The sequence below is a fragment of the Burkholderiaceae bacterium DAT-1 genome (assembly GCA_019084025.1).
Lineage (GTDB): Bacteria > Pseudomonadota > Gammaproteobacteria > Burkholderiales > Chitinimonadaceae > DAT-1.
The window spans coordinates 91,209-111,992 of record JAHRBI010000001.1 but is presented as its reverse complement, the minus strand read 5'-3'; the positions used below and the strand labels follow the sequence as shown (position 1 = coordinate 111,992).

General features: G+C 53.4%; 21 protein-coding genes and 1 tRNA gene. 17 read left to right on the top strand and 5 right to left on the bottom strand.

What is annotated here, in order from left to right; translation table 11 throughout:
- Positions 1-7: 7 nt before the first annotated feature.
- From carB to KSF73_00535, 4 genes are all read left to right on the top strand, one after another.
- Complete coding sequence (gene carB, locus KSF73_00550; GenBank protein MBV1774194.1) at positions 8-3,214, top strand: carbamoyl-phosphate synthase large subunit; 3,207 nt, start codon at positions 8-10, stop codon at positions 3,212-3,214.
- A gap of 157 nt (positions 3,215-3,371) precedes the next feature.
- Positions 3,372-3,848, top strand: a complete 477-nt coding sequence (greA, locus tag KSF73_00545) for a transcription elongation factor GreA (GenBank protein ID MBV1774193.1) — start codon at positions 3,372-3,374, stop codon at positions 3,846-3,848.
- A 19-nt stretch (positions 3,849-3,867) separates the two neighbouring features.
- Entirely contained in the window at positions 3,868-4,317 is a 450-nt protein-coding gene (locus KSF73_00540; protein ID MBV1774192.1) for a DUF4149 domain-containing protein, read from the top strand.
- Positions 4,318-4,511: 194 nt separating this feature from the next.
- Complete coding sequence (locus tag KSF73_00535; GenBank protein MBV1774191.1) at positions 4,512-5,504, top strand: energy transducer TonB; 993 nt, start codon at positions 4,512-4,514, stop codon at positions 5,502-5,504.
- Positions 5,505-5,582: 78 nt separating this feature from the next.
- Here KSF73_00535 and yhbY read toward each other — a convergent pair whose 3' ends face one another.
- Positions 5,583-5,897 carry a ribosome assembly RNA-binding protein YhbY gene (yhbY, locus tag KSF73_00530; GenBank protein ID MBV1774190.1) on the bottom strand — a complete coding sequence of 105 codons (315 nt, stop codon included), beginning with the start codon at positions 5,895-5,897 and terminating at the stop codon, positions 5,583-5,585.
- 45 nt (positions 5,898-5,942) lie between these two features.
- Here yhbY and rlmE point away from each other — a divergent pair, with 45 nt between their 5' ends.
- The 4 genes from rlmE (at position 5,943) to glmM (ending at position 10,911) form a co-directional block, all read left to right on the top strand.
- Entirely contained in the window at positions 5,943-6,560 is a 618-nt protein-coding gene (gene rlmE, locus KSF73_00525; protein MBV1774189.1) for a 23S rRNA (uridine(2552)-2'-O)-methyltransferase RlmE, read from the top strand.
- A gap of 152 nt (positions 6,561-6,712) precedes the next feature.
- Entirely contained in the window at positions 6,713-8,569 is a 1,857-nt protein-coding gene (ftsH, locus tag KSF73_00520; GenBank protein MBV1774188.1) for an ATP-dependent zinc metalloprotease FtsH, read from the top strand.
- Positions 8,570-8,680: 111 nt separating this feature from the next.
- Complete coding sequence (folP, locus tag KSF73_00515) at positions 8,681-9,508, top strand: dihydropteroate synthase (GenBank protein ID MBV1774187.1); 828 nt, start codon at positions 8,681-8,683, stop codon at positions 9,506-9,508.
- 53 nt (positions 9,509-9,561) lie between these two features.
- Entirely contained in the window at positions 9,562-10,911 is a 1,350-nt protein-coding gene (gene glmM, locus KSF73_00510; protein MBV1774186.1) for a phosphoglucosamine mutase, read from the top strand.
- A gap of 59 nt (positions 10,912-10,970) precedes the next feature.
- Here the strand turns inward: glmM and pstB are convergent, their stop codons facing one another.
- From pstB to pstS, 4 genes are all read right to left on the bottom strand, one after another.
- The gene (gene pstB, locus KSF73_00505) at positions 10,971-11,741 is read right to left on the bottom strand and encodes a phosphate ABC transporter ATP-binding protein PstB (GenBank protein MBV1774185.1); all 771 of its coding nucleotides are present in this window, start codon (positions 11,739-11,741) and stop codon (positions 10,971-10,973) included.
- 30 nt (positions 11,742-11,771) lie between these two features.
- The gene (pstA, locus tag KSF73_00500) at positions 11,772-12,617 is read right to left on the bottom strand and encodes a phosphate ABC transporter permease PstA (protein MBV1774184.1); all 846 of its coding nucleotides are present in this window, start codon (positions 12,615-12,617) and stop codon (positions 11,772-11,774) included.
- A 14-nt stretch (positions 12,618-12,631) separates the two neighbouring features.
- On the bottom strand, positions 12,632-13,585 hold the full coding sequence (gene pstC / locus KSF73_00495) for a phosphate ABC transporter permease subunit PstC (protein ID MBV1774183.1): 954 nt from the start codon (positions 13,583-13,585) through the stop codon (positions 12,632-12,634).
- Positions 13,586-13,689: 104 nt separating this feature from the next.
- Positions 13,690-14,730: a phosphate ABC transporter substrate-binding protein PstS gene (gene pstS / locus KSF73_00490; protein ID MBV1774182.1), complete on the bottom strand. Its 1,041-nt coding sequence runs from the start codon at positions 14,728-14,730 to the stop codon at positions 13,690-13,692.
- A 250-nt stretch (positions 14,731-14,980) separates the two neighbouring features.
- On the opposite strand from pstS, the gene tpiA reads away from it, so the two are divergent.
- From tpiA to nuoF, 9 genes are all read left to right on the top strand, one after another.
- Complete coding sequence (gene tpiA / locus KSF73_00485; GenBank protein ID MBV1774181.1) at positions 14,981-15,655, top strand: triose-phosphate isomerase; 675 nt, start codon at positions 14,981-14,983, stop codon at positions 15,653-15,655.
- Between the two features lie 6 nt (positions 15,656-15,661).
- Positions 15,662-16,006, top strand: coding sequence for a preprotein translocase subunit SecG (secG, locus tag KSF73_00480; protein ID MBV1774180.1), 345 nt, complete (start codon positions 15,662-15,664; stop codon positions 16,004-16,006).
- 40 nt (positions 16,007-16,046) lie between these two features.
- Positions 16,047-16,131: transfer RNA gene (locus tag KSF73_00475), tRNA-Leu, on the top strand.
- 116 nt (positions 16,132-16,247) lie between these two features.
- Positions 16,248-16,616: an NADH-quinone oxidoreductase subunit A gene (gene ndhC / locus KSF73_00470; GenBank protein MBV1774179.1), complete on the top strand. Its 369-nt coding sequence runs from the start codon at positions 16,248-16,250 to the stop codon at positions 16,614-16,616.
- Complete coding sequence (locus KSF73_00465) at positions 16,607-17,101, top strand: NADH-quinone oxidoreductase subunit B (protein MBV1774178.1); 495 nt, start codon at positions 16,607-16,609, stop codon at positions 17,099-17,101. The genes ndhC and KSF73_00465 overlap by 10 nt, the downstream gene beginning before the upstream one ends.
- Before the next feature lie 24 nt (positions 17,102-17,125).
- Positions 17,126-17,719 (top strand): NADH-quinone oxidoreductase subunit C, encoded by a 594-nt coding sequence (locus tag KSF73_00460; GenBank protein ID MBV1774177.1) that lies wholly within the window; start codon positions 17,126-17,128, stop codon positions 17,717-17,719.
- Positions 17,712-18,965 carry an NADH-quinone oxidoreductase subunit D gene (locus KSF73_00455; protein ID MBV1774176.1) on the top strand — a complete coding sequence of 418 codons (1,254 nt, stop codon included), beginning with the start codon at positions 17,712-17,714 and terminating at the stop codon, positions 18,963-18,965. The genes KSF73_00460 and KSF73_00455 overlap by 8 nt, the downstream gene beginning before the upstream one ends.
- A complete protein-coding gene (nuoE, locus tag KSF73_00450) occupies positions 18,965-19,438 on the top strand; it encodes an NADH-quinone oxidoreductase subunit NuoE (protein MBV1774175.1) in 474 nt (157 codons plus the stop codon). Before KSF73_00455 ends, nuoE begins: the two co-directional genes overlap by 1 nt.
- Before the next feature lie 13 nt (positions 19,439-19,451).
- On the top strand, positions 19,452-20,741 hold the full coding sequence (gene nuoF, locus KSF73_00445; protein MBV1774174.1) for an NADH-quinone oxidoreductase subunit NuoF: 1,290 nt from the start codon (positions 19,452-19,454) through the stop codon (positions 20,739-20,741).
- Positions 20,742-20,784 lie beyond the last annotated feature (43 nt).

The window sequence follows — 20,784 nt, the reverse complement described above, 5'->3', positions numbered from 1 at the left end:
ACTCGCCATGCCAAAACGTACTGACATCAAGTCCATCCTGATCATTGGCGCCGGTCCGATCATCATCGGCCAGGCCTGCGAATTCGATTACTCCGGCGCACAGGCCTGCAAGGCGCTGCGCGAAGAGGGTTACAAGGTCATTCTGGTCAATAGCAATCCGGCCACCATCATGACCGACCCGAACATGGCCGATGTAACCTACATCGAGCCGATCAGCTGGGAAGTGGTCGAGAAAATCATCGACAAGGAACGCCCGGATGCAATCCTGCCGACCATGGGTGGCCAGACTGCGCTGAACTGTGCGCTGGATCTGTGGCGCAATGGCGTGCTCGACAAGTACAAGGTCGAGCTGATCGGTGCGACACCGGAAGCCATCGACAAGGCAGAAGACCGTCAGAAATTCAAGCTGGCCATGGACAAGATTGGCCTGGGTTCTGCGCGTTCCGGCATTGCCCATAGCCTCGAAGACGCGCTGGCAGTTCAGGCCAAGGTCGGCTTCCCGGCCATTATCCGTCCGAGCTTCACCATGGGTGGCACGGGCGGGGGTATCGCCTACAACATCGAAGAGTTCGTGGAAATCTGTACGCGCGGCCTTGACCTCTCGCCAACTCACGAGCTGCTGATCGAAGAATCGCTGCTGGGCTGGAAAGAGTACGAAATGGAAGTCGTGCGTGACCGCAACGACAACTGCATCATCGTCTGTTCGATCGAAAACTTCGATCCGATGGGTGTGCATACCGGTGACTCCATTACCGTCGCGCCAGCGCAAACGCTGACCGACAAGGAATACCAGATCATGCGTAACGCCTCACTGGCGGTGCTGCGTGAAATCGGTGTGGATACCGGCGGCTCAAACGTGCAATTCTCGGTCAATCCGGCTGATGGTCGCTTGATCGTTATTGAAATGAACCCGCGTGTGTCGCGTTCGTCCGCACTGGCGTCCAAGGCTACTGGCTTCCCGATCGCCAAGATCGCCGCCAAGCTGGCCGTGGGCTTCACGCTGGATGAACTGAAGAACGACATCACCGGCGGTCTGACCCCGGCTTCGTTCGAGCCCTCCATCGACTACGTAGTCACCAAGATTCCACGCTTCGCTTTCGAGAAATTCCCGCAAGCGAACGATCGCCTGACGACGCAGATGAAGTCGGTCGGCGAAGTGATGGCCATTGGTCGCACCCAGCAGGAGTCCATGCAAAAGGCCCTGCGCGGTCTGGAAACCGGCCTGGCTGGTTTTGACGAACGCAGCACGGATCGCGATGTCATTCTGGCGGAAATCCGCTCGGCAGGCCCGGAACGTATCCTCTACGTGGCAGATGCTTTCCGTATCGGCATGACGCTGGAAGAAGTGCATCAGCACACCAGCATCGACCGCTGGTTCCTGGTGCAGATCGAAGACATCCTCAAGGATGAGGCTGCGCTGCGTACCTCCACGCTGGATCAGTTGGATGGTGACGAACTGCGTCGCCTGAAACGCAAGGGTTTCTCCGACCGCCGTATTGGTACGCTGATGGGCGTTGAAGCAGCTGCCGTGCGCAACCGCCGCCACAGCTTCAATGTGCGTCCAGTCTACAAGCGTGTCGATACCTGTGCGGCTGAATTCGCCAGCAATACCGCCTACATGTACTCGACCTATGAGGAAGAGTGCGAGGCCCAGCCGACCGACCGCAAGAAGATCATGATTCTGGGCGGTGGCCCGAACCGTATCGGTCAGGGTATCGAGTTCGACTATTGCTGTGTGCATGCCGCACTGGCGCTGCGCGAAGATGGTTACGAAACCATCATGGTCAACTGCAACCCGGAAACCGTGTCGACCGACTACGATACCTCCGACCGTCTGTACTTCGAGCCGCTGACATTGGAAGATGTGCTGGAAATCGTGCATGTCGAAAAGCCGGCTGGCGTGATCGTTCAATACGGTGGCCAGACCCCGCTGAAGCTGGCGCGCGCGCTGGAAGCAAATGGCGTTCCGATCATCGGCACCACGCCAGACATGATCGACGCCGCTGAAGACCGTGAGCGCTTCCAGAAGCTGCTGCACGAACTCGGCCTGAAGCAGCCGCCAAATGCGACTGCACGCAACGAAAAAGATGCGCTGGTGCTGGCCGCAGAGATCGGCTACCCGCTGGTGGTGCGTCCGTCCTACGTGCTCGGCGGTCGTGCCATGCAGATCGTTCACAGCGAAGATGATCTGACCCGTTACATGCGCGAAGCCGTGAAGGTGTCGAACGACAGCCCGGTGTTGCTGGATCGCTTCCTGAACGACGCGATCGAAGTGGATGTGGATGCGCTGAGTGATGGCACCGAAGTCATTATTGGCGGCATCATGGAACACATCGAACAAGCAGGTGTTCACTCCGGTGACTCAGCCTGTTCGCTGCCCCCGTACAGCCTGTCCGCAGATAAGCAGGATGAGTTGCGCCGTCAGACCGTGGCGATGGCCAAGGGTCTGAACGTCGTCGGCCTGATGAATGTGCAGTTCGCCATTCAGGGCGAGACCGTGTACGTGCTGGAAGTGAATCCGCGAGCCTCGCGTACGGTGCCGTACGTTTCCAAGGCCACCAGCCGTCCGCTGGCCAAGATTGCAGCGCGCTGCATGGTGGGTCAGTCGCTGTCGTCGCAAGGCGTGCAGGGTGAAGTGATTCCGAAGTATTACTCGGTGAAGGAAGCTGTCTTCCCGTTCATCAAGTTCCCTGGCGTTGACACAATTCTTGGACCGGAAATGAAGTCCACCGGTGAAGTGATGGGCGTTGGCGAGTCGTTCGCCGAGGCCTTCACCAAATCTCAGCTGGCCGCAGGCGAACGTCTGCCGACTAGCGGCAAGGTCTTCATTTCCGTGCGTGAATCCGACAAGGCCGCAGCCATTGAGGTGGCGCGCATGCTGGTCGATTCCGGTCTGGAAGTGGTCGCTACTCGTGGCACTGCTGCAACGATTGCAGCTGCCGGCGTAGCCGTCACTGCAGTGAACAAGGTCAAGGAAGGCCGCCCGCATATCGTGGATATGATCAAGAACGGCGAAATCGCCTTGATCGTGAATACGGTTGACGAACGCCGCGCTTCGATTCAGGATTCGTATTCGATCCGCCATGAAGCACTCAAGGGCCGTGTTCCGATCTACACCACGATCGCTGGTGCCCGTGCTGCTGCCTATGGCATTGCGCATATGAAGGAATGGCGTGTGTACCCGCTGCAAGACCTGCATCGTCAGCTTGCTTAAGCGGTAGCGTCCATTCCCTCCTGGCCGCCGCGGTAACGTGGCGGCTCTGTTTTTGCCCGGCAACTGAAAGGTTGCCGGGCTTGTTACTGAGACTGTCGCCAATGCGACAGTGTATTAAGGATGAGACAAAATCCGCTCATCCGGGAGAAGAGATAAAATGATCAAAGTACCCCTGACCGTTGTGGGCGCTGATTTGTTAAAGGCCGAATTGCAGCGCTTGAAGAGCGTGGAGCGCCCGAATGTGATCGCGGCGATTGCAGAGGCACGTTCGCATGGCGATTTGTCCGAAAATGCTGAATATGATGCAGCCAAGGAACGCCAAGGCTTTGTAGAGGGTCGTATTCAGGAACTGGAATACAAGCTGTCCAACGCCCAGATCATCAATCCGGCAGAAATCGATGCAGATGGCCGCATTGTCTTCGGTGCCACGGTTGATCTTGAGGATCTGGAAACCGGTGATCATGTCACTTACCAGATTGTGGGTGATGATGAAGCTGACCTTAAACTTGCCAAGATTTCCGTGAGTTCACCCATTGCCCGTGCCCTGATTGGCAAGTCCGAAGGCGATGTAGCCGAAGTCGTTGCACCGGGCGGCCTGCGTGAATACGAAGTCCTGAACGTCAAATACATCTGATCTGTAGCAGGAGACCCGCATGCCATCCTTGTCACGTTCGCTTGCAGCCATTCTGACTGTATTCTGGATGGGGGGCTTGTGGGTCACTGGATTGCTGGTCGCGCCTATCCTCTTCCATGAGCTGGATAGCGCAACTGCTGGCAGGGTGGCCGGCGTCATGTTTCGTATGATGGCCTGGGTCGGAATGGTGGCAGGGGTCTACCTCATTCTGCAGTCCTTTATTGAGCATGGGTTTGCCGCGTTCAAACAAACTGTGTTCTGGCTTCTACTTGCCATGCTGGGTCTGACTCTGCTGAACCATTTCTTGATTTTTCCCGTGATCGCTGACCTGAAGAATCAATTGCATCACGCCGCAGAAGGCGTGTTTGGTGGTGGATTCCAAAGCTGGCACACCCTTTCCAGTCTCGTCTATCTGATTCAAGCCTTGTTTGCGCTCGTCTATATTTCCCGTCAGGAAACACGCCGTTGATCGGCTAACCTGTTGCGGATTTGGTACGGCTGTGCATGTCAAACACACTGTCGCATTATTGACAGCAAAATGCCGCATTTGTGCATCTTGTGGTGACGTTGCAACCATTCCCCGTTATTCTCGACCTCAACAATGAGTTGTCCAATTTTGTCAGGACACTCAGGGCAAACGCATTAGCAAGTTGAGGAAAAATCATGGGTGAACTGAATCTTCAAGCGGTCTATCGCCGCACCGAGCAAGGCGAGTCTGAGCTCAAGACACCCAATCACGGATTGAGTCTGAATCAGCGCAAACTGTTGCAGTGGGCGGATGGTTCTGCAACGGTTTCAGATCTGGCAGGGAAACTGGCCGCTGGCCACACTGTCGACATTGAGCGTGTGGCACGCGATATCGAAAAGCTGGAAAGCAGCAAACTGCTTCAGGCAATAGGTGAAAGTGTCGCCAAAAATAGTCAGGCGGCCCAAGCAACAAAGAGCGGTTTGCCTGTGTGGGCGTACGCTGCGGGTGTTGCGGTTGCCGTGGGTGCAGGTCTTTATGCATTTACCGGGCAGCATGGCAAAGAAGTCATGGTTACCACAAATGCAGCAGGTCAAACCGTGACGATCAGCGAAGCTGAGACCGAATCAAACGACAAGATTCTGGGTGTGATGCCCAATCCGAGCCGTTGGTTCTCCCCTGCAGACAAAAAGGCTGAGCCAGCGCCAGTAGAGACTAAGCAAGCTGACAGCAAGCAAGATCGCAAAGCTGCGCCCGCACCTGTTGCGGTTGTGAGCAATGCAAAGCCAGTGGCTCAAGCCCCGGCGGTTGCTGCTGCGCCGGCACCTGTTGCAGTTGCCCCAGCACCAGCTCCGGTTGTTGCAGCACCTGCACCGGTGCCTCAGCAAGTTGCTCAGGCTGCGCCTCAGCCTAAGCCTGAAGCACCAAAGCCTGCAGCGATCAAGCTGGTTTCGAGTGTCAGCCCAGAGTTTCCAACGGAAGCTGCACGTCAGGATATTTCCTCGGGCACCGTTCGTGCAAGAATGACGGTGAACGAGCAAGGCATGGTAACCAAGGTTGATATCATCGAGTCCAAACCACGCCGTGTGTTTGATCGTTCAGTCGTCAACGCGCTCTCCAAATGGCGTTTTGAGTCCACTGGTGAGAAGTTTACGGTGGAAAGACAGATCGATTTCAAGGAAAATAGCTGACCTGCGAGTCGCTTGATCAAAACAAAGCCGGCATATGCCGGCTTTGTTGTTTCTAAATGTGCAGCATACACTGAACATTTAACGCTTCTTGCGCGCAGGCTTCGGCAATTCGATGCGCGGTGTTTCGCCTGGGCGATACAAAACCAGCAATTTGCCGATGTGCTGAACAGGGGCACAGCCCAACTGTTCGCAAATTTCTTGAAACCAAGTGTTGCGCTGTTCGCGATCATCGCCCAAGACACGAACTTTAATGAGTTCGTGTGCATCGAGGTTGATGGCGATCTCGCGAATCACGGCATCGGTCAGCCCATTGTTGCCTATCATAACGACAGGACTGAGGCCATGTGCTTGCGCGCGCAAAAACATGCGCTCGTCTCTGGTGAGTTCTAACATTTGGTTCAACCTCGAAAATCGCAAAAAACCCAAGATAGTAACATTATGGCACGCTCTAAGACCAGTAAAGCATGGCTTCAAGAACATGTGAATGATCATTATGTCCATCAAGCACAAAAAGATGGGTATCGTTCACGTGCAGCCTACAAACTCAGCGAAATCAACGACAAAGATAAACTGTTCAAGCAAGGGATGTGGGTGGCGGATCTTGGTGCGGCACCCGGTAGCTGGTCGCAAATGGCTCGGGATCTGGTAGGCCCCTCCGGGCGTGTGTTCGCGCTGGATATTCTGGAAATGGCGCCGCTGGCTGGTGTCGACTTCATTCAGGGCGACTTCCGTGAGGAGGAAACCTTAAATGCTTTCCTGAATTTGCTCGATGGACGTCTTGTAGACCTTGTTATTTGCGATATGGCACCCAATATCAGTGGAATGGCCGTGATGGATCAGGCGCGCAGCTTTCATTTATGCGAGCTTGCGCTTGATTTCTGTCGTGACTGGCTGAAACCTGGCGGACAGTTTCTGGTCAAAACCTTTCAGGGTAGTGGCTTTGAGGAGTACCTGAAAGACATGCGTACAGAATTTCAGACCGTTGTTTCGCGAAAGCCGTCTGCATCACGCGATCGTTCCAGTGAAATCTATCTGCTGGGTCGTGGGAAAAAGTAAGGTAAGCTGACAGCCTGCGCGCTCACGTTTACAATCAGGTTGTTTATTGCTGCGGCCGATGGCGGCAAACAGGAACTGTCGGCACAAGGAGTCATGCCGTGAATAATGTAGGCAAAACCGTACTGATCTGGGTGATCATCGCTGTCGTACTGATGACGGTGTTCAACCAATTTTCAAGATCGCGTGAGCAGCAAGGTCCGATCAAATACTCTGATTTCATACAGGAAGTCAGATCCGGTCGAGTCAAAGAGGTGGTGATTGACTATTCACCGCATCTGATTCCGCCCGTCATCCGTGGCGAATACTCAGATGGCACGCGCTTTCAAACTGTCGCACCAAACGACACCAAGCTGATCGATACCCTGTTTGAACGCCATGTGACTTTCAAGGTGAATCCGCCTGAGGAGCCATCATTCCTGGCGAACTTGCTAATCAACTGGTTCCCGATGCTCTTGTTGATCGGCGTATGGATCTTCTTCATGCGCCAGATGCAAGGCGGTGGCAAGGGTGGTGCGTTTAGCTTCGGCAAGAGCCGTGCGCGCATGCTTGATGAAAACAACAACGCCATTACCTTTGCCGATGTGGCAGGGTGCGATGAAGCCAAGGAAGAAGTGACTGAAGTGGTCGACTTCCTGCGTGATCCATCCAAATTCCAGAAACTGGGCGGTCGCATTCCGCGCGGCATTCTGATGGTGGGCTCGCCCGGTACAGGTAAGACGTTGCTGGCCAAGGCGATTGCAGGCGAAGCAAAAGTACCGTTCTTCTCGATTTCCGGTTCTGACTTCGTCGAAATGTTTGTGGGTGTGGGTGCTGCCCGTGTCCGCGACATGTTCGAAAATGCCAAAAAGAATGCACCTTGTATCATCTTTATTGATGAAATCGATGCAGTCGGCCGTCAGCGTGGAGCAGGTCTCGGCGGTGGTAATGACGAGCGCGAACAGACACTGAACCAGATGCTGGTCGAGATGGACGGCTTTGAAGGCAATATGGGCGTGATCGTGATCGCTGCGACCAATCGTCCCGATGTGCTGGATCCCGCCTTGCTGCGCCCGGGTCGTTTCGATCGTCAGGTCGTTGTGCCGCTGCCCGATATCCGCGGACGCGAACAGATTCTTAACGTGCATATGCGCAAAGTGCCGGTAGCCAATGATGTCAGTGCTAGCGTGATTGCGCGCGGTACACCCGGTATGTCCGGTGCCGATCTGGCCAATCTGGTGAACGAAGCGGCGCTCTTTGCTGCGCGTGGCAACAAGCGACTTGTTGACATGAACGACTTCGAGAAGGCCAAGGACAAGATCTTCATGGGCCCTGAACGCAAGTCCATGGTGATTACGCCCGAGGATAAGAAGAAAACGGCCTATCACGAGGCGGGACACGCCATTATTGGTGAACTGCTCAAGGGGTGTGATCCTGTGCATAAGGTCACCATCATTCCGCGTGGCCGCGCACTGGGGGTGACATGGTCGTTACCAGAGGTTGATCGTTTCAGCCTGTACAAGCATCAGATGCTCGACAATATCGCCATGCTGTTTGGCGGTCGTGTTGCGGAAGAGCTCTTCACTGACGATATCTCGACAGGTGCCTCCAATGACTTCGAGCGCGCTACACAAACTGCGCGCGATATGGTCACCCGATATGGGATGAGTGAGGCCTTGGGCCCGATGGTGTATGCCGAAAATGAAGGCGAAGTATTCCTGGGTCGCTCGGTAACAACCCATAAGAGTATGTCTGAAGCGACCATGCAGAAGGTCGATGCAGAAATTCGCCGCATCATCGATACCCAGTATGAGCTGGCTCGCCAGCTGCTGCAGGAGAATCGCGACAAGGTTGAAGCGATGACCGATGCGCTGCTGGAGTGGGAAACGATCGACTCAGATCAGATTGCCGATATCATGGCTGGTAAGCCACCGCGTCCGCCTCGTCCCGCGGGTGGTATGCCGGGTACGTCAGGTGGGCCGGATCAGCCCAGTGCGCCTGCGGCGAGCACAACACCCGCACCTGAAGTGTAAAGGGTGAATTGCCGAAAGGCTGCCGAGTGCCGGCAGCCTTTTTGCATTGTGGTGATACAGCCGTTTATTGAAACAGTTGTCCGATGATGTTTGATTTTGTATGGAAGTCAGATGGCACGTGTTTTTAGGTGCGGCCGCTTTGAGTGGCAACTCGAACGACCTCTGGTGATGGGTATTTTGAATGTCACACCAGATTCTTTTTCAGATGGTGGTCGTTTTCAGCACGTCGATCATGCGCTGGTACAGGCAGAGCGATTGATTCAGGAGGGCGCGGATATCATTGACATCGGAGGGGAGTCAACGCGTCCTGGCGCACCTGCCGTTTCGGTTGCCGAAGAACTCGATCGCGTATTGCCCGTAATTGAAGCACTGATTACATCCGGTGTGCCATTATCAATCGATACCAGTAAGGCGGAGGTCATGCGTGCGGCCGTCACTGCAGGTATAGATATGGTGAATGACATTGCCGCTCTGGGAGATGCTGGTGCGATTGAGGCCGTGGCAAATAGCTCTGTAGGCATTTGCCTCATGCACATGCAGGGTGACCCGCAAACCATGCAGGCATCGCCTCGTTATGACTCTGTATTGGGTGATGTGCTGACTTGGCTGGCGCAACGCAAACAAACGATATGTGCTGCTGGTATTGCGCCTGAGCGCGTTGTACTCGATCCTGGATTTGGTTTCGGAAAAAGTTTCGAGCATAACGCCGAGCTTTTTCGTCATCTGTCCGCATTTCTCGCGCTGAATTCGCCCCTGTTGATTGGCGTGTCACGTAAATCGATGCTGGGGCATATCCTGGGTGGCGTGCCCGCGGCCCAGCGAGATTGGGCAACGGTTGCGAGTAGTATCATGGCAGCACAAAAGGGCGCTTCCATTATTCGGGTGCACGCCGTGGAGCCTACCGTACATGCATTAAAGGTTTTGCATGCATTGCAATAATTTCATGATCTGCAGGTAAACTGCAGTTTACGGATGTGAGGGGAATATTCGGTATGACAAGCAGAAAGTATTTTGGGACGGATGGCGTACGTGGACGTGTGGGCGGAGAACCCATCAACCCATTATTTGCCATGCGACTTGGGTATGCAGCGGGTAAAGTTTTGGCAAAACGTAGCGGGGATAGTCATCCCGCTGTATTAATTGGCAAGGATACCCGTATCTCTGGCTATATGCTGGAATCAGCCCTGCAAGCAGGGTTGTCAGCTGCTGGTGTGCATGTGCATCTGTGCGGTCCGTTGACGACGCCTGGTGTCGCATATTTAACGCGAGCCTTCCGGTTCGCTGCGGGCGTGGTTATTTCAGCTTCGCACAATCCTTACTACGATAACGGGATCAAGTTTTTCGCGGCTGGCGGTCATAAGTTGGATGATGCGGTCGAACTGGAAATTGAGGCAGAGCTGGAAAAAGGCATCTCCTGTGTAGACTCTGCGGATTTAGGTCGAGCATGGCGTGTAACGGATGCCGCTGGTCGTTATATCGAATTTTGTAAAAGTACATTTCCTGCGGAAATGGATTTGCGTGGTCTGAAGCTCGTTGTGGACTGCGCGCACGGTGCTGGATATCAGATTGCACCGCATGTGTTCCATGAGTTGGGGGCTGATCTGATCGTCATTGGAAACCAGCCCAATGGCGTGAACATCAACGAAGATTGTGGTGCGACTGCGCCGGAAGCCATGCAAGCTCGCGTGATTGCCGAAAAGGCAGACTTTGGTATTGCGCTGGATGGTGACGGTGATCGTGTGGTCATCGTGGACAGTCAAGGAACCTTGTACGATGGGGACCGTCTGGTTTACGCCATCGCACGTTACCGCCACGATCAGGGCATGCTCAATGGCGGCGTAGTCGGAACGCTGATGAGCAATCTGGGTCTGGAGCATGCCCTGGCCAAGCTGAATGTTCCATTTTTGCGTGCTAAAGTCGGTGACCGCTATGTACTGGAGTTGCTGCGTGAGCATGGCTGGCACGTAGGGGGAGAGGGCTCAGGTCATTTGCTATGCCTGGACAAGCATACAACTGGCGATGGCATCGTCTCTGCGCTTCAGGTGCTCGCTGCAGTACGTGCGTCGGGAAAGAGTCTAGCAGCGCTGGTCAGCGATATGATGGTATATCCTCAGGTGCTGAAAAATGTTAAGACCCGCCCTGGATTTAATTTCCGCGACAGCATCGCTATTCAAGGCGCACTTGTCGAGGCCGAGGTGGATCTGAAAGAGCGTGGTCGTGTACTGCTTCGTCCGTCCGGTACGGAGCCTGTGCTGCGCGTGATGGTTGAAGCGAATGATGCCAGCTTGGCCGAGAAATGGGCGCAGCGCCTGGCTGAAGTCGTTCAAGCGGAAGTTGGATAGTTCCACTTGGCTAAAACAAAAAGCGGCCCTGTTGGCCGCTTTTTGTTTGCATGGAGATATCAGCCGAATTTGCCAGTGATATAGTCTTCCGTTTCTTTGCGGCCCGGCTTGGTAAAGATCATGTCGGTGTCGCCCACTTCAATCAATTCACCAAGATACATGTAAGCGGTGATGTCAGATACACGGGCAGCCTGCTGCATATTGTGCGTCACGATGGCGATTGTGTAATCGTCTTTTAATTCGTGAACCAGTTCCTCGATGTGTGCGGTGGAAATCGGATCAAGAGCTGATGTCGGCTCGTCCAGAAGCAGCACTTCAGGCTTGACCGCAACGGCACGGGCAATGCACAGACGCTGTTGCTGACCGCCAGACAGTCCCAATCCGGACTGTTTCTGCTTGTCTTTCACTTCATTCCACAGCGCCGCCTTTTGCAGCGCCCACTCTACACGGTCATCCATCTCAGATCGCGACAGGTTTTCGTATAGCTTTACGCCGAACGCAATATTGTCGTAAATCGACATGGGGAAAGGGGTAGGCTTCTGAAATACCATGCCCACCTTTGCACGCAACATATTCAGATCAATTTTTGGATCGAGAATATTATTGCCGTGTAGCAGAATCTCACCTTCTGCCCGCAATTTCGGATACAGGTCGTACATGCGATTGAAGGTACGCAGCAAGGTGGACTTGCCGCATCCTGATGGGCCGATGAAAGCAAGAACCTTGCGCTCTGGAATTTCCAGATTGATGTTTTTCAGCGCGTGAAAATTGCCGTAAAAGAAGTTCAGATTACGAACGGCCAGGGCAATGTTTGAATCTTGGTGTGCCATGTTGAGAAAACTTTCCTGTGCTGGCGGATATCAGTGAGATTTTTCTTGCTTGAGCAGAACACGGGCAACCACATTGATGCCCAGCACACTCAAAGTAATCAGAAGCGATGCGGCCCATGCCAGCTGCTTCCAGTCTTCGTAAGGACTCATGGCAAACTGCGAGATCACGTAGGGTAGATTTGCCATGGGTGCATTCAGGTTGGTACTCCAGAATTTGTTATTAAATGCCGTAAAGAGCAGGGGGGCTGTTTCGCCTGAAATACGCGCTACGGCGAGCAAAATGCCTGTCAGGATCCCTGCGCGTGATGCGCGCAATGTTACATAGCCCACAATTTTCCATTGCGGAGTGCCGAGGGCAGCTGCAGCTTCACGCATGCTGTTAGGCACCAGCTTTAACATGTTCTCGGTTTGTCGGAGAACAACGGGAATGACAATGATTGCTAGGGCGATCGCACCGGCCCATGCGGAGTAATGCTCGACCTGCTTTACATAGACGGTGTAGATGAATAAACCAATAATGATCGAAGGAGCCGAGAGCAAAATGTCGTTGATGAAACGGGTTGTGGGTGCCAGCCAGCCCCGATGACCAAATTCCGCAAGATAGATACCAGCGAGAATGCCAATGGGCGTACCGATGAACGTGCCCAGTACGGACATCATCACACTGCCGAAAATGGCATTGATCAGACCGCCGGGGCTGCCGGGGGCGGGTGTCGACATCGTGAATACATTCGCATTCAAGGCCGAAAATCCGCTCTTTAACAGCGTGAACAGAATCCAGCCTAGCCAGAACAAGCCAAAACACATGGCCAGAAAGGACAGGGTGAGGTTAATGTAGTTCACCAGTCGGCGACGGGAGTAAAGCATGTTGTTCATTGTGTGACCAGACCTTAGGAGTGGGTGCCTTCGCCTTTTTGCAAGCGAAGCAGCAACAGTTTGGACAGGGCAAGCACCACAAAGGTGATCAGGAACAGGATCAAGCCGAGGCTAATGAGCGAGGCGAGGTGAATTTCGTCCTGAGCCTCGTTAAATTCATTGGCAAGACTCGATGCAATAGAGTTGCCGGGGTGGAACAGCGATTCAACTGCATCGTAAGAGTTACCGATGACGAAGGTTACGGCCATTGTTTCACCAAGGGCACGGCCGAGGCCGAGCATGACGCCACCAATTACGCCAGCCTTGGTGTAGGGCAGTACGACATTACGGACAACTTCCCATGTGGTCGCACCTAAGCCATACGCTGATTCCTTCAGCATGGCAGGTACCACTTCAAACACGTCGCGCATGACGGCGGCAATAAACGGAATAATCATCACGGCCAAAATCAAGCCTGCGGTAAAAATCCCGATACCAAAAGGTGGTCCATCGAATAGATGACCTATTAACGGGATGCCGGAAGTGCTAGATGTGAGCCAAGGCTGTGCGTAGTCACTGAGCAGCGGCGCAACGGTAAAAAAACCAAACATCCCGTAAATGATGGATGGAATGCCTGCAAGCAGCTCAATCGCAATGCCGAGCGGACGACGAATCCAGGCAGGAGCCATTTCTGTCAGAAACAGTGCAATCCCAAAACTGGTCGGCACAGCAATCAAGAGTGCAATGGCAGAGCTCAGCAGCGTACCTAGAATCGGACGCCAGGCACCAAACTCACTCGTCACTGGATTCCATGCTGTATTGAATAGAAAACCGATGCCAAATTTCTGGAGACTGGGCAGGCTGCCATGAATCAGGGAAATCATGATGCCGACCAGCAATAGCAGGACTAGTGTGGCTGCAGATCGGGTAACCCAAACAAATAAGGTATCCCCGAAGTGGCGGCGTGGACGTGCGTGAGTGTCTGACATATGCACTACAACCTCGATAACGTACAAAACGGCAGGCGTTGAAGGAGCCTGCCGCCTGATGGAACCTCCGTATTGGAGGTGCCATGGAGTCCAGCAAGTGCTGGTTAACGAATTTCCTTGCCGTTTGTGTCGGTCACTTGCTTCCAGCTGGCGCGGATCAAGTTAACGGTCTCGTTTGGCATAGGGATAAAGTCCATATCCAGGGAAATCTTCTGGCCTTCAGGTGACAGTGCCCAGTCAAAGAACTTCAGCACTTCCGCGCCGTTGGCAGGCTTGTCTTGCTTCTTGTAAACCAGAATGAAGGTCGCAGCAGCGATCGGCCAGCTTGATTTGCCCTTCGCGTTGGTCAGGATCTGGTAGAAGCCGGGTGCAGCTTTCCAGTCCACGCCTGCAGCGGCAGCACGGAAGGAGTCTTCGCTCGGCAGAACAAATTGGCCTTCGCTATTTTGCAATTGCACGTAGCTGAGTTTGTTCTGCTTTGCGTAGATGTATTCAACGTAACCAACGGCGCCCTTCAGGCGTTGTACGTAAGCAGACACGCCTTCGTTACCCTTACCGCCTACACCAACAGGCCACTGAACGGCCTTGCCTTCACCAACCTTTTCCTTCCATTCGGGGCTGACCTTGGATAAGTAGTTGGTGAAATTGAAGGTGGTACCCGAACCGTCTGCGCGACGTACGACATTAATAGCCAGATTCGGCAGGTTCAGACCCTTGTTCAGGGCTGCGATGGCCGGGTCATTCCAGTTCTTAACCTTGCCGAGATAAATATCTGCAAGCAGGGCAGGTGTGAACTTGATTTGCCCGGGTGTGATACCTGGGATATTTACAACGGGAACAACACCGCCGATGACGGTTGGAAACTGAACCAGACCCTTCTTGTTGAGGTCGTCTGCCTTCATTGGCTCATCAGTTGCACCGAAGTCGACAGTTTTAGCTTCAATCTGTTTGACGCCGCCACCCGAGCCGATCGATTGATAGTTCAGGCCCGTACCTGTTTTTGCTTTATATACCTCGGACCACTTGGAGTAGAGCGGGTACGGGAAGGTTGCGCCTGCGCCGGTAATGTCAGCTGCGAAAGAAGCTGAGGCAATGGCTGCTGCGACAACGCCCAAGGCGAATTTGCGCCCAAATTGAATAAACATAGTGAGTCTCTCCCGTTGAACAATCCACGTGTGTGCCTGTAAACCGGGCTATAAAGAGATGATCCGGTGTGTATGGCAAACGTTCCGGTAATACTAAGAATGCAACATTACGCCAATATTACAAATCCGCTCATGCAGAAATGGGTGGATGAAAAGTTTGACGTCAGGCCGACAAGCGGCTACAATGCGCAGCCTTTGCAGGCGGCAAGGAGTCGACAGAATGCGCAAGCATGTCGTAGCAAACTGGAAAATGAATGGCTCCAGTTTGTTGGTGGATCAAATTGTTGATCGGCTGTCGAGTTCCAGTTTCGATGTTGATGTGACATTGTGCGTGCCGTTTCCATACCTTGTGCAAGTGCGGTCGCGTGTGGCTGATCATCCGATTGGGGTGGGTGCGCAGGACTGTGATGAGCGTGAGTCGGGTGCGTATACTGGGCAGGTCTCGGTTGCGATGCTTGATGAGGTTGGGTGTGATCTGGTCATTCTGGGTCATTCTGAGCGAAGGGAATACTTTGCTGAGACAAATATAATTGTCTCGCGAAAGATTAAGGTTGCTTTGGCTGCTGGGTTGCGCGTTGTATTGTGCGTAGGTGAGGCGTTGAAGCAGCGAGATGAGGGTTCTGAGAAGGCATTTATCGCTGAGCAGTTGTCAGTGTTGAATGGTTTGACGGATCTGAGTTGTGTGTCGATTGCGTATGAGCCAATATGGGCAATTGGTACAGGTAGGACTGCCGAGTTGAGTCAGATTGCAGAAATGCACGGATTCATTAAATCGGTGGTAAATGTGCCGGTTCTGTATGGTGGTAGTGTGAAGTCATCTAATGTGGCTTCAATTGTGTCGGTTCAAGATGTTGATGGCGTGCTGGTAGGTGGTGCCTCACTTGTTCCGGAAGAGTTTGTAAACCTTTGCCGCAATGCAGGTTAAAGAGCGATGGAAGTAATCAAAGGGATTGTCCAGGTCATCAATGTGCTGTCAGCGCTGGCGGTGATCGTGCTCGTTTTGCTTCAGCATGGCAAAGGTGCTGATATGGGTGCTGCATTTGGTAGTGGCTCTGCAGGTAGTTTGTTTGGCTCGTCTGGGTCGGCAAGTTTCCTGAGTCGCATGACAGCATTCTGTGCTACTATTTTCTTCGCGACCTTGCTGGTGTTGGTGTATGCCGATGCTGCTACGGTCAAGAAAAACGACGGTTTGGGTGTGATGTCTAATGTACCCGCAACTGTCCAGCCGGCGACCTCTCCGGCCAAGCCTGCGGATCAACCTGTTGTTCCAAAGTAAGCTTGTAATATCAGATTGAAAAATCTGTCAGTTCTTTAATGCCGACATGGTGAAATTGGTAGACACGCTATCTTGAGGGGGTAGTGGCGCAAGCTGTGTGAGTTCGAGTCTCACTGTCGGCACCAAGTTCAAATCATCGCCGCAATAAATTTGCGGCGATTTCATTGGAAGTATGGCGAACGCAGCCTACACTTCCATAGCGCAAGCAGCACTGCATTGTTTTAATCAGGCGGGAGCATCCATGCTCGAAAACTACTTCCCGGTCTTGCTTTTCATGCTGGTTGGGTTGCTGGTGGGTGTTGCACCCATCGCCCTTGGTAAAATTGTCAGTCTCATCCTGGGCACTAATAAGCCCGATGCTGAGAAGCTATCTCCATTCGAGTGTGGCTTTGAAGCTTTTGAGGATGCGCGCATGCAGTTCGATGTGCGTTACTACCTTGTGGCCATTCTGTTTATTCTGTTCGACCTTGAAGTTGCATTCCTGTTGCCATGGGCGGCGGTGATCAAGGACGTCGGGTTTGCGGGTTATGTGGCCATGATGGTATTCCTCGGGATTCTCGTGGTGGGATTCGTGTACGAATGGATGAAGGGGGCACTGGAATGGGAGTAGCAGAAAATCCCGTCTCTCAGGGCGTAATGGATAAAGGGTTCGTAACAACGACCCTTGACACCGTTATCAACTGGACCCGCACAGGCTCGCTGTGGCCGATGACATTTGGTTTGGCATGCTGTGCGGTTGAGATGATGCACGCAGGCGCATCCCGTTACGATCTTGATCGTTTCGGTATTGTGTTTCGCCCAAGTCCGCGGCAGTCCGATCTGATGATCGTTGCCGGCACCCTGTGCAATAAGATGGCTCCGGCTCTGCGCAAGGTGTATGACCAGATGCCAGAACCTCGCTGGGTGCTTTCCATGGGTTCTTGCGCAAATGGTGGGGGTTACTACCATTATTCTTACTCGGTTGTTCGCGGGTGTGATCGCATTGTTCCGGTTGATGTATACGTCCCGGGATGTCCGCCGACCGCCGAAGCGTTGTTGTACGGTCTGATCCAGTTGCAAAACAAGATCAAGCGTACCAATACAATCGCTCGCTAAGCCTTGTAACCGACACAGAATATCATGGCGACCAAACTAGAAACCCTGCAACAGTCCCTCCAGCAATCGCTGGGCGACAAGATTGTTTCGCTGACCAGCCGTCTTGGTGAGTTGACCCTGGTTGTACGTCCAACGGATTGGGATGATGTAGCCCGTGTCCTGTGTGACGGTCAATCGTTTCTCTTCAAATCATGCGTTGATGCCTGCGGTGTAGACTATTCCGCTTACGGTGACGGTGCATGGGAAGGCAAGCGATTCGCAACGGTCTATCATCTACTCTCCGTTGCGCACAATCAACGTTTGCGCGTTCGTGTTTTCAGTGATGACGACCAGTATCCTACCGTGTCTTCTATGGTTACGGTATGGCCGTCCATCAATTGGTACGAGCGTGAAGCGTTTGATTTGTATGGCATCGTCTATGTTGGTCACCCGGATTTACGTCGTATCCTGACTGACTACGGTTTCGTTGGTCACCCGTTCCGCAAAGATTTTCCGCTGTCCGGCCATGTGGAAATGCGTTACGACGCAGAGCTTGGCCGTGTCGTGTATCAGCCTGTCAGCATTGAGCCCCGGGAAAATACACCGCGCATCATCCGGGAGGAGAACTACGGTGTCTGAAATCAAGAATTACACTCTGAACTTTGGCCCGCAGCACCCGGCAGCGCACGGTGTGCTGCGTTTGGTGCTTGAGTTGGATGGTGAGGTGGTGCAACGAGCAGATCCGCATATCGGTCTGCTGCATCGTGCAACCGAAAAGCTGGCAGAGCACAAGACATTCCTGCAATCCGTGCCATATATGGATCGTCTGGACTATGTGTCCATGATGGCGAATGAGCACGCGTACTGCATGGCAATTGAAAAGCTGCTCGGTATCGATGTGCCGGTGCGCGCTCAGTATATCCGTGTGATGTTCGATGAAATCACCCGGATTTTGAACCATCTGATGTGGATTGGTGCGCACGGCCTGGATTGTGGCGCAATGACGATCTTCTTGTACGCTTTCCGCGAACGTGAAGATCTGATGGATTGCTATGAGGCTGTCTCCGGTGCACGTATGCATGCGGCGTATTACCGTCCGGGTGGGGTCTATCGTGATCTGCCGGATAGCATGCCGCAGTACGAAGCATCCAAGGTGCGAAATGCTGCAGAAATCAAGCGTCTGAATGAGAATCGTCAGGGTTCCTTGCTCGATTTCATCGAAGATTTCACCAATCGCTTCCCCAAATACGTCGACGAATACGAAACCCTGCTGACCGACAATCGTATCTGGAAGCAGCGTACCGTAGGGATCGGCGTGGTGTCTCCGGAGCGCGCCCTGCAACTCGGGTTTACCGGTGCAATGCTGCGTGGTTCTGGCGTGGCTTGGGATTTGCGCAAAAAGCAGCCGTACGAAGTGTACGATAAGCTTGATTTTGACATTCCAGTTGGCGTCAATGGCGATTGTTATGACCGCTATCTGGTGCGTGTCGAAGAAATGCGCCAGTCCAACCGAATTATCAAGCAGTGTATTGATTGGCTCCGTAAGAATCCTGGCCCGGTCATCGTAGACAACCACAAGGTTGCACCGCCTAAGCGCGAGTCGATGAAGAGCAATATGGAAGAGCTGATCCACCACTTCAAGCTGTTTACTGAAGGTATGCATGTCCCGGCTGGTGAGGCATATGCCAGTGTGGAACATCCGAAGGGTGAATTCGGTATCTATCTGGTGTCTGATGGCGCCAATAAGCCGTACCGCCTGAAGATTCGTGCGCCGGGCTATTGCCATCTGGCTGCGCTGGATGAAATGGCGCGTGGACACATGCTGTCAGACGTGGTGGCGATTATCGGCACCCAGGATATCGTATTTGGTGAGGTTGACCGCTGATGCTTTCCCAAGATTCTCTTGCCCAGATTGATCGCGAGGTCGCCAAGTATCCGGCAGACCAGAAGCGTTCGGCCACCATGTCCGCGCTGCGGATTGCGCAGGTTGAAAAGGGTTGGTTGTCGACAGACACCATCAAGTTCGTAGCAGACTATCTGGGCATTGCACCCATGGCTGCACACGAAGTGGCGACTTTCTACAATATGTACGATAAGAAGCCAGTTGGTCGTCATAAGCTGACTGTGTGTACCAATTTGCCATGTGCGCTTTCAGGTGGTGCCGATGCCGGTGAATACCTGAAGAAAAAGCTGGGTGTTGGCTTTGGTGAAACAACGGCTGATGGTCGTTATACGCTGGTTGAGGGTGAGTGCATGGGTGCATGTGGTTATGCGCCGGTCATGCTGGTCAACAACCATTCCATGTGCAATCACATGACGCCAGATGCGATTGATCGCAAGCTGGCTGAACTCGAGTAAGACGGATAGCGCGATGACCGTTTACGTTAAAGGCATCATTTTCGAAGGCGTTGATTTCGATGATCCGAATTGCTGGACTCTCGACGCCTATGTGAAGCGTGGTGGTTATGCCGCCCTGCGTAAAATCCTCGATGAAAAAATCACGCAGGACGCTGTGATTGCAGAGATGAAGACTTCATCCCTGCGTGGTCGTGGCGGCGCAGGTTTCCCGACTGGCCTGAAGTGGAGCTTCATGCCCCGCAGCTTTCCGGGCGACAAGTATCTCGTCTGCAATACAGATGAGGGCGAACCTGGCACCTTCAAGGACAAGGACATCATTCAGCTGAACCCGCATGCACTGATCGAAGGGATGATCATTGCGGGTTACGCCATGGGTATCAAGGTTGGTTACAACTATATCCACGGTGAGATTTTTGAAGATTACCTGCGTTTTGAAGCTGCGCTGGAAGAGGCGCGTAAAGCTGGCTTCTTAGGCCAGAATATTCTGGGTACAGACTTCTGTTTCGAACTGCATGCGCATCATGGTTATGGCGCGTACATCTGTGGTGAAGAAACAGCTTTGCTGGAATCGCTTGAAGGCAAGAAGGGGCAGCCGCGATTCAAGCCGCCTTTCCCGGCAAGTTTTGGTCTGTATGGCAAGCCTACCACCATCAATAACACCGAAACATTTGCATCGGTGCCGTATATCATCCGTGAAGGTGGTCAGAAGTTCCTGGAACTTGGCAAACCGAACAATGGCGGCACCAAGCTGTTCTCGGTATCGGGTCATGTGAATCGTCCGGGTAACTATGAAATTCCACTGGGCACCCCGTTCTCCGAATTGCTGGAAATGTGCGGTGGGATGCGTGGCGGCAAGAAGCTGAAGGCAGTGATCCCTGGTGGATCGTCTGCGCCGGTTCTGCCTGCACACATCATGATGGAATGCACCATGGACTACGACAGCATCTCCAAAGCGGGGTCGATGCTGGGTTCAGGTGCCGTGATCGTGATGGATGAAACAGTTTGTATGGTCAAGGCGCTGCGTCGTCTGTCCTACTTCTACTACGAAGAGTCCTGTGGTCAGTGTACGCCGTGCCGTGAAGGTACTGGCTGGCTGTACCGTGTGGTCGATCGCATCGAAAATGGCTTGGGTCGTCCGGAAGATCTGGAGCTGCTCGAATCAGTTGGCAAAAACATCGCGGGTCGTACCATTTGTGCCCTGGGTGATGCTGCTGTGATGCCGGTACAAGGGATGCTGCGTCACTTCCGTGACGAATTCCAGTACCACATCGACAACAAGAAATGCATTGTGCCTGGCTTCTGAGCCGGCACATTCTGAAACTTACGAAGAAGCCCTGGCCGACCGA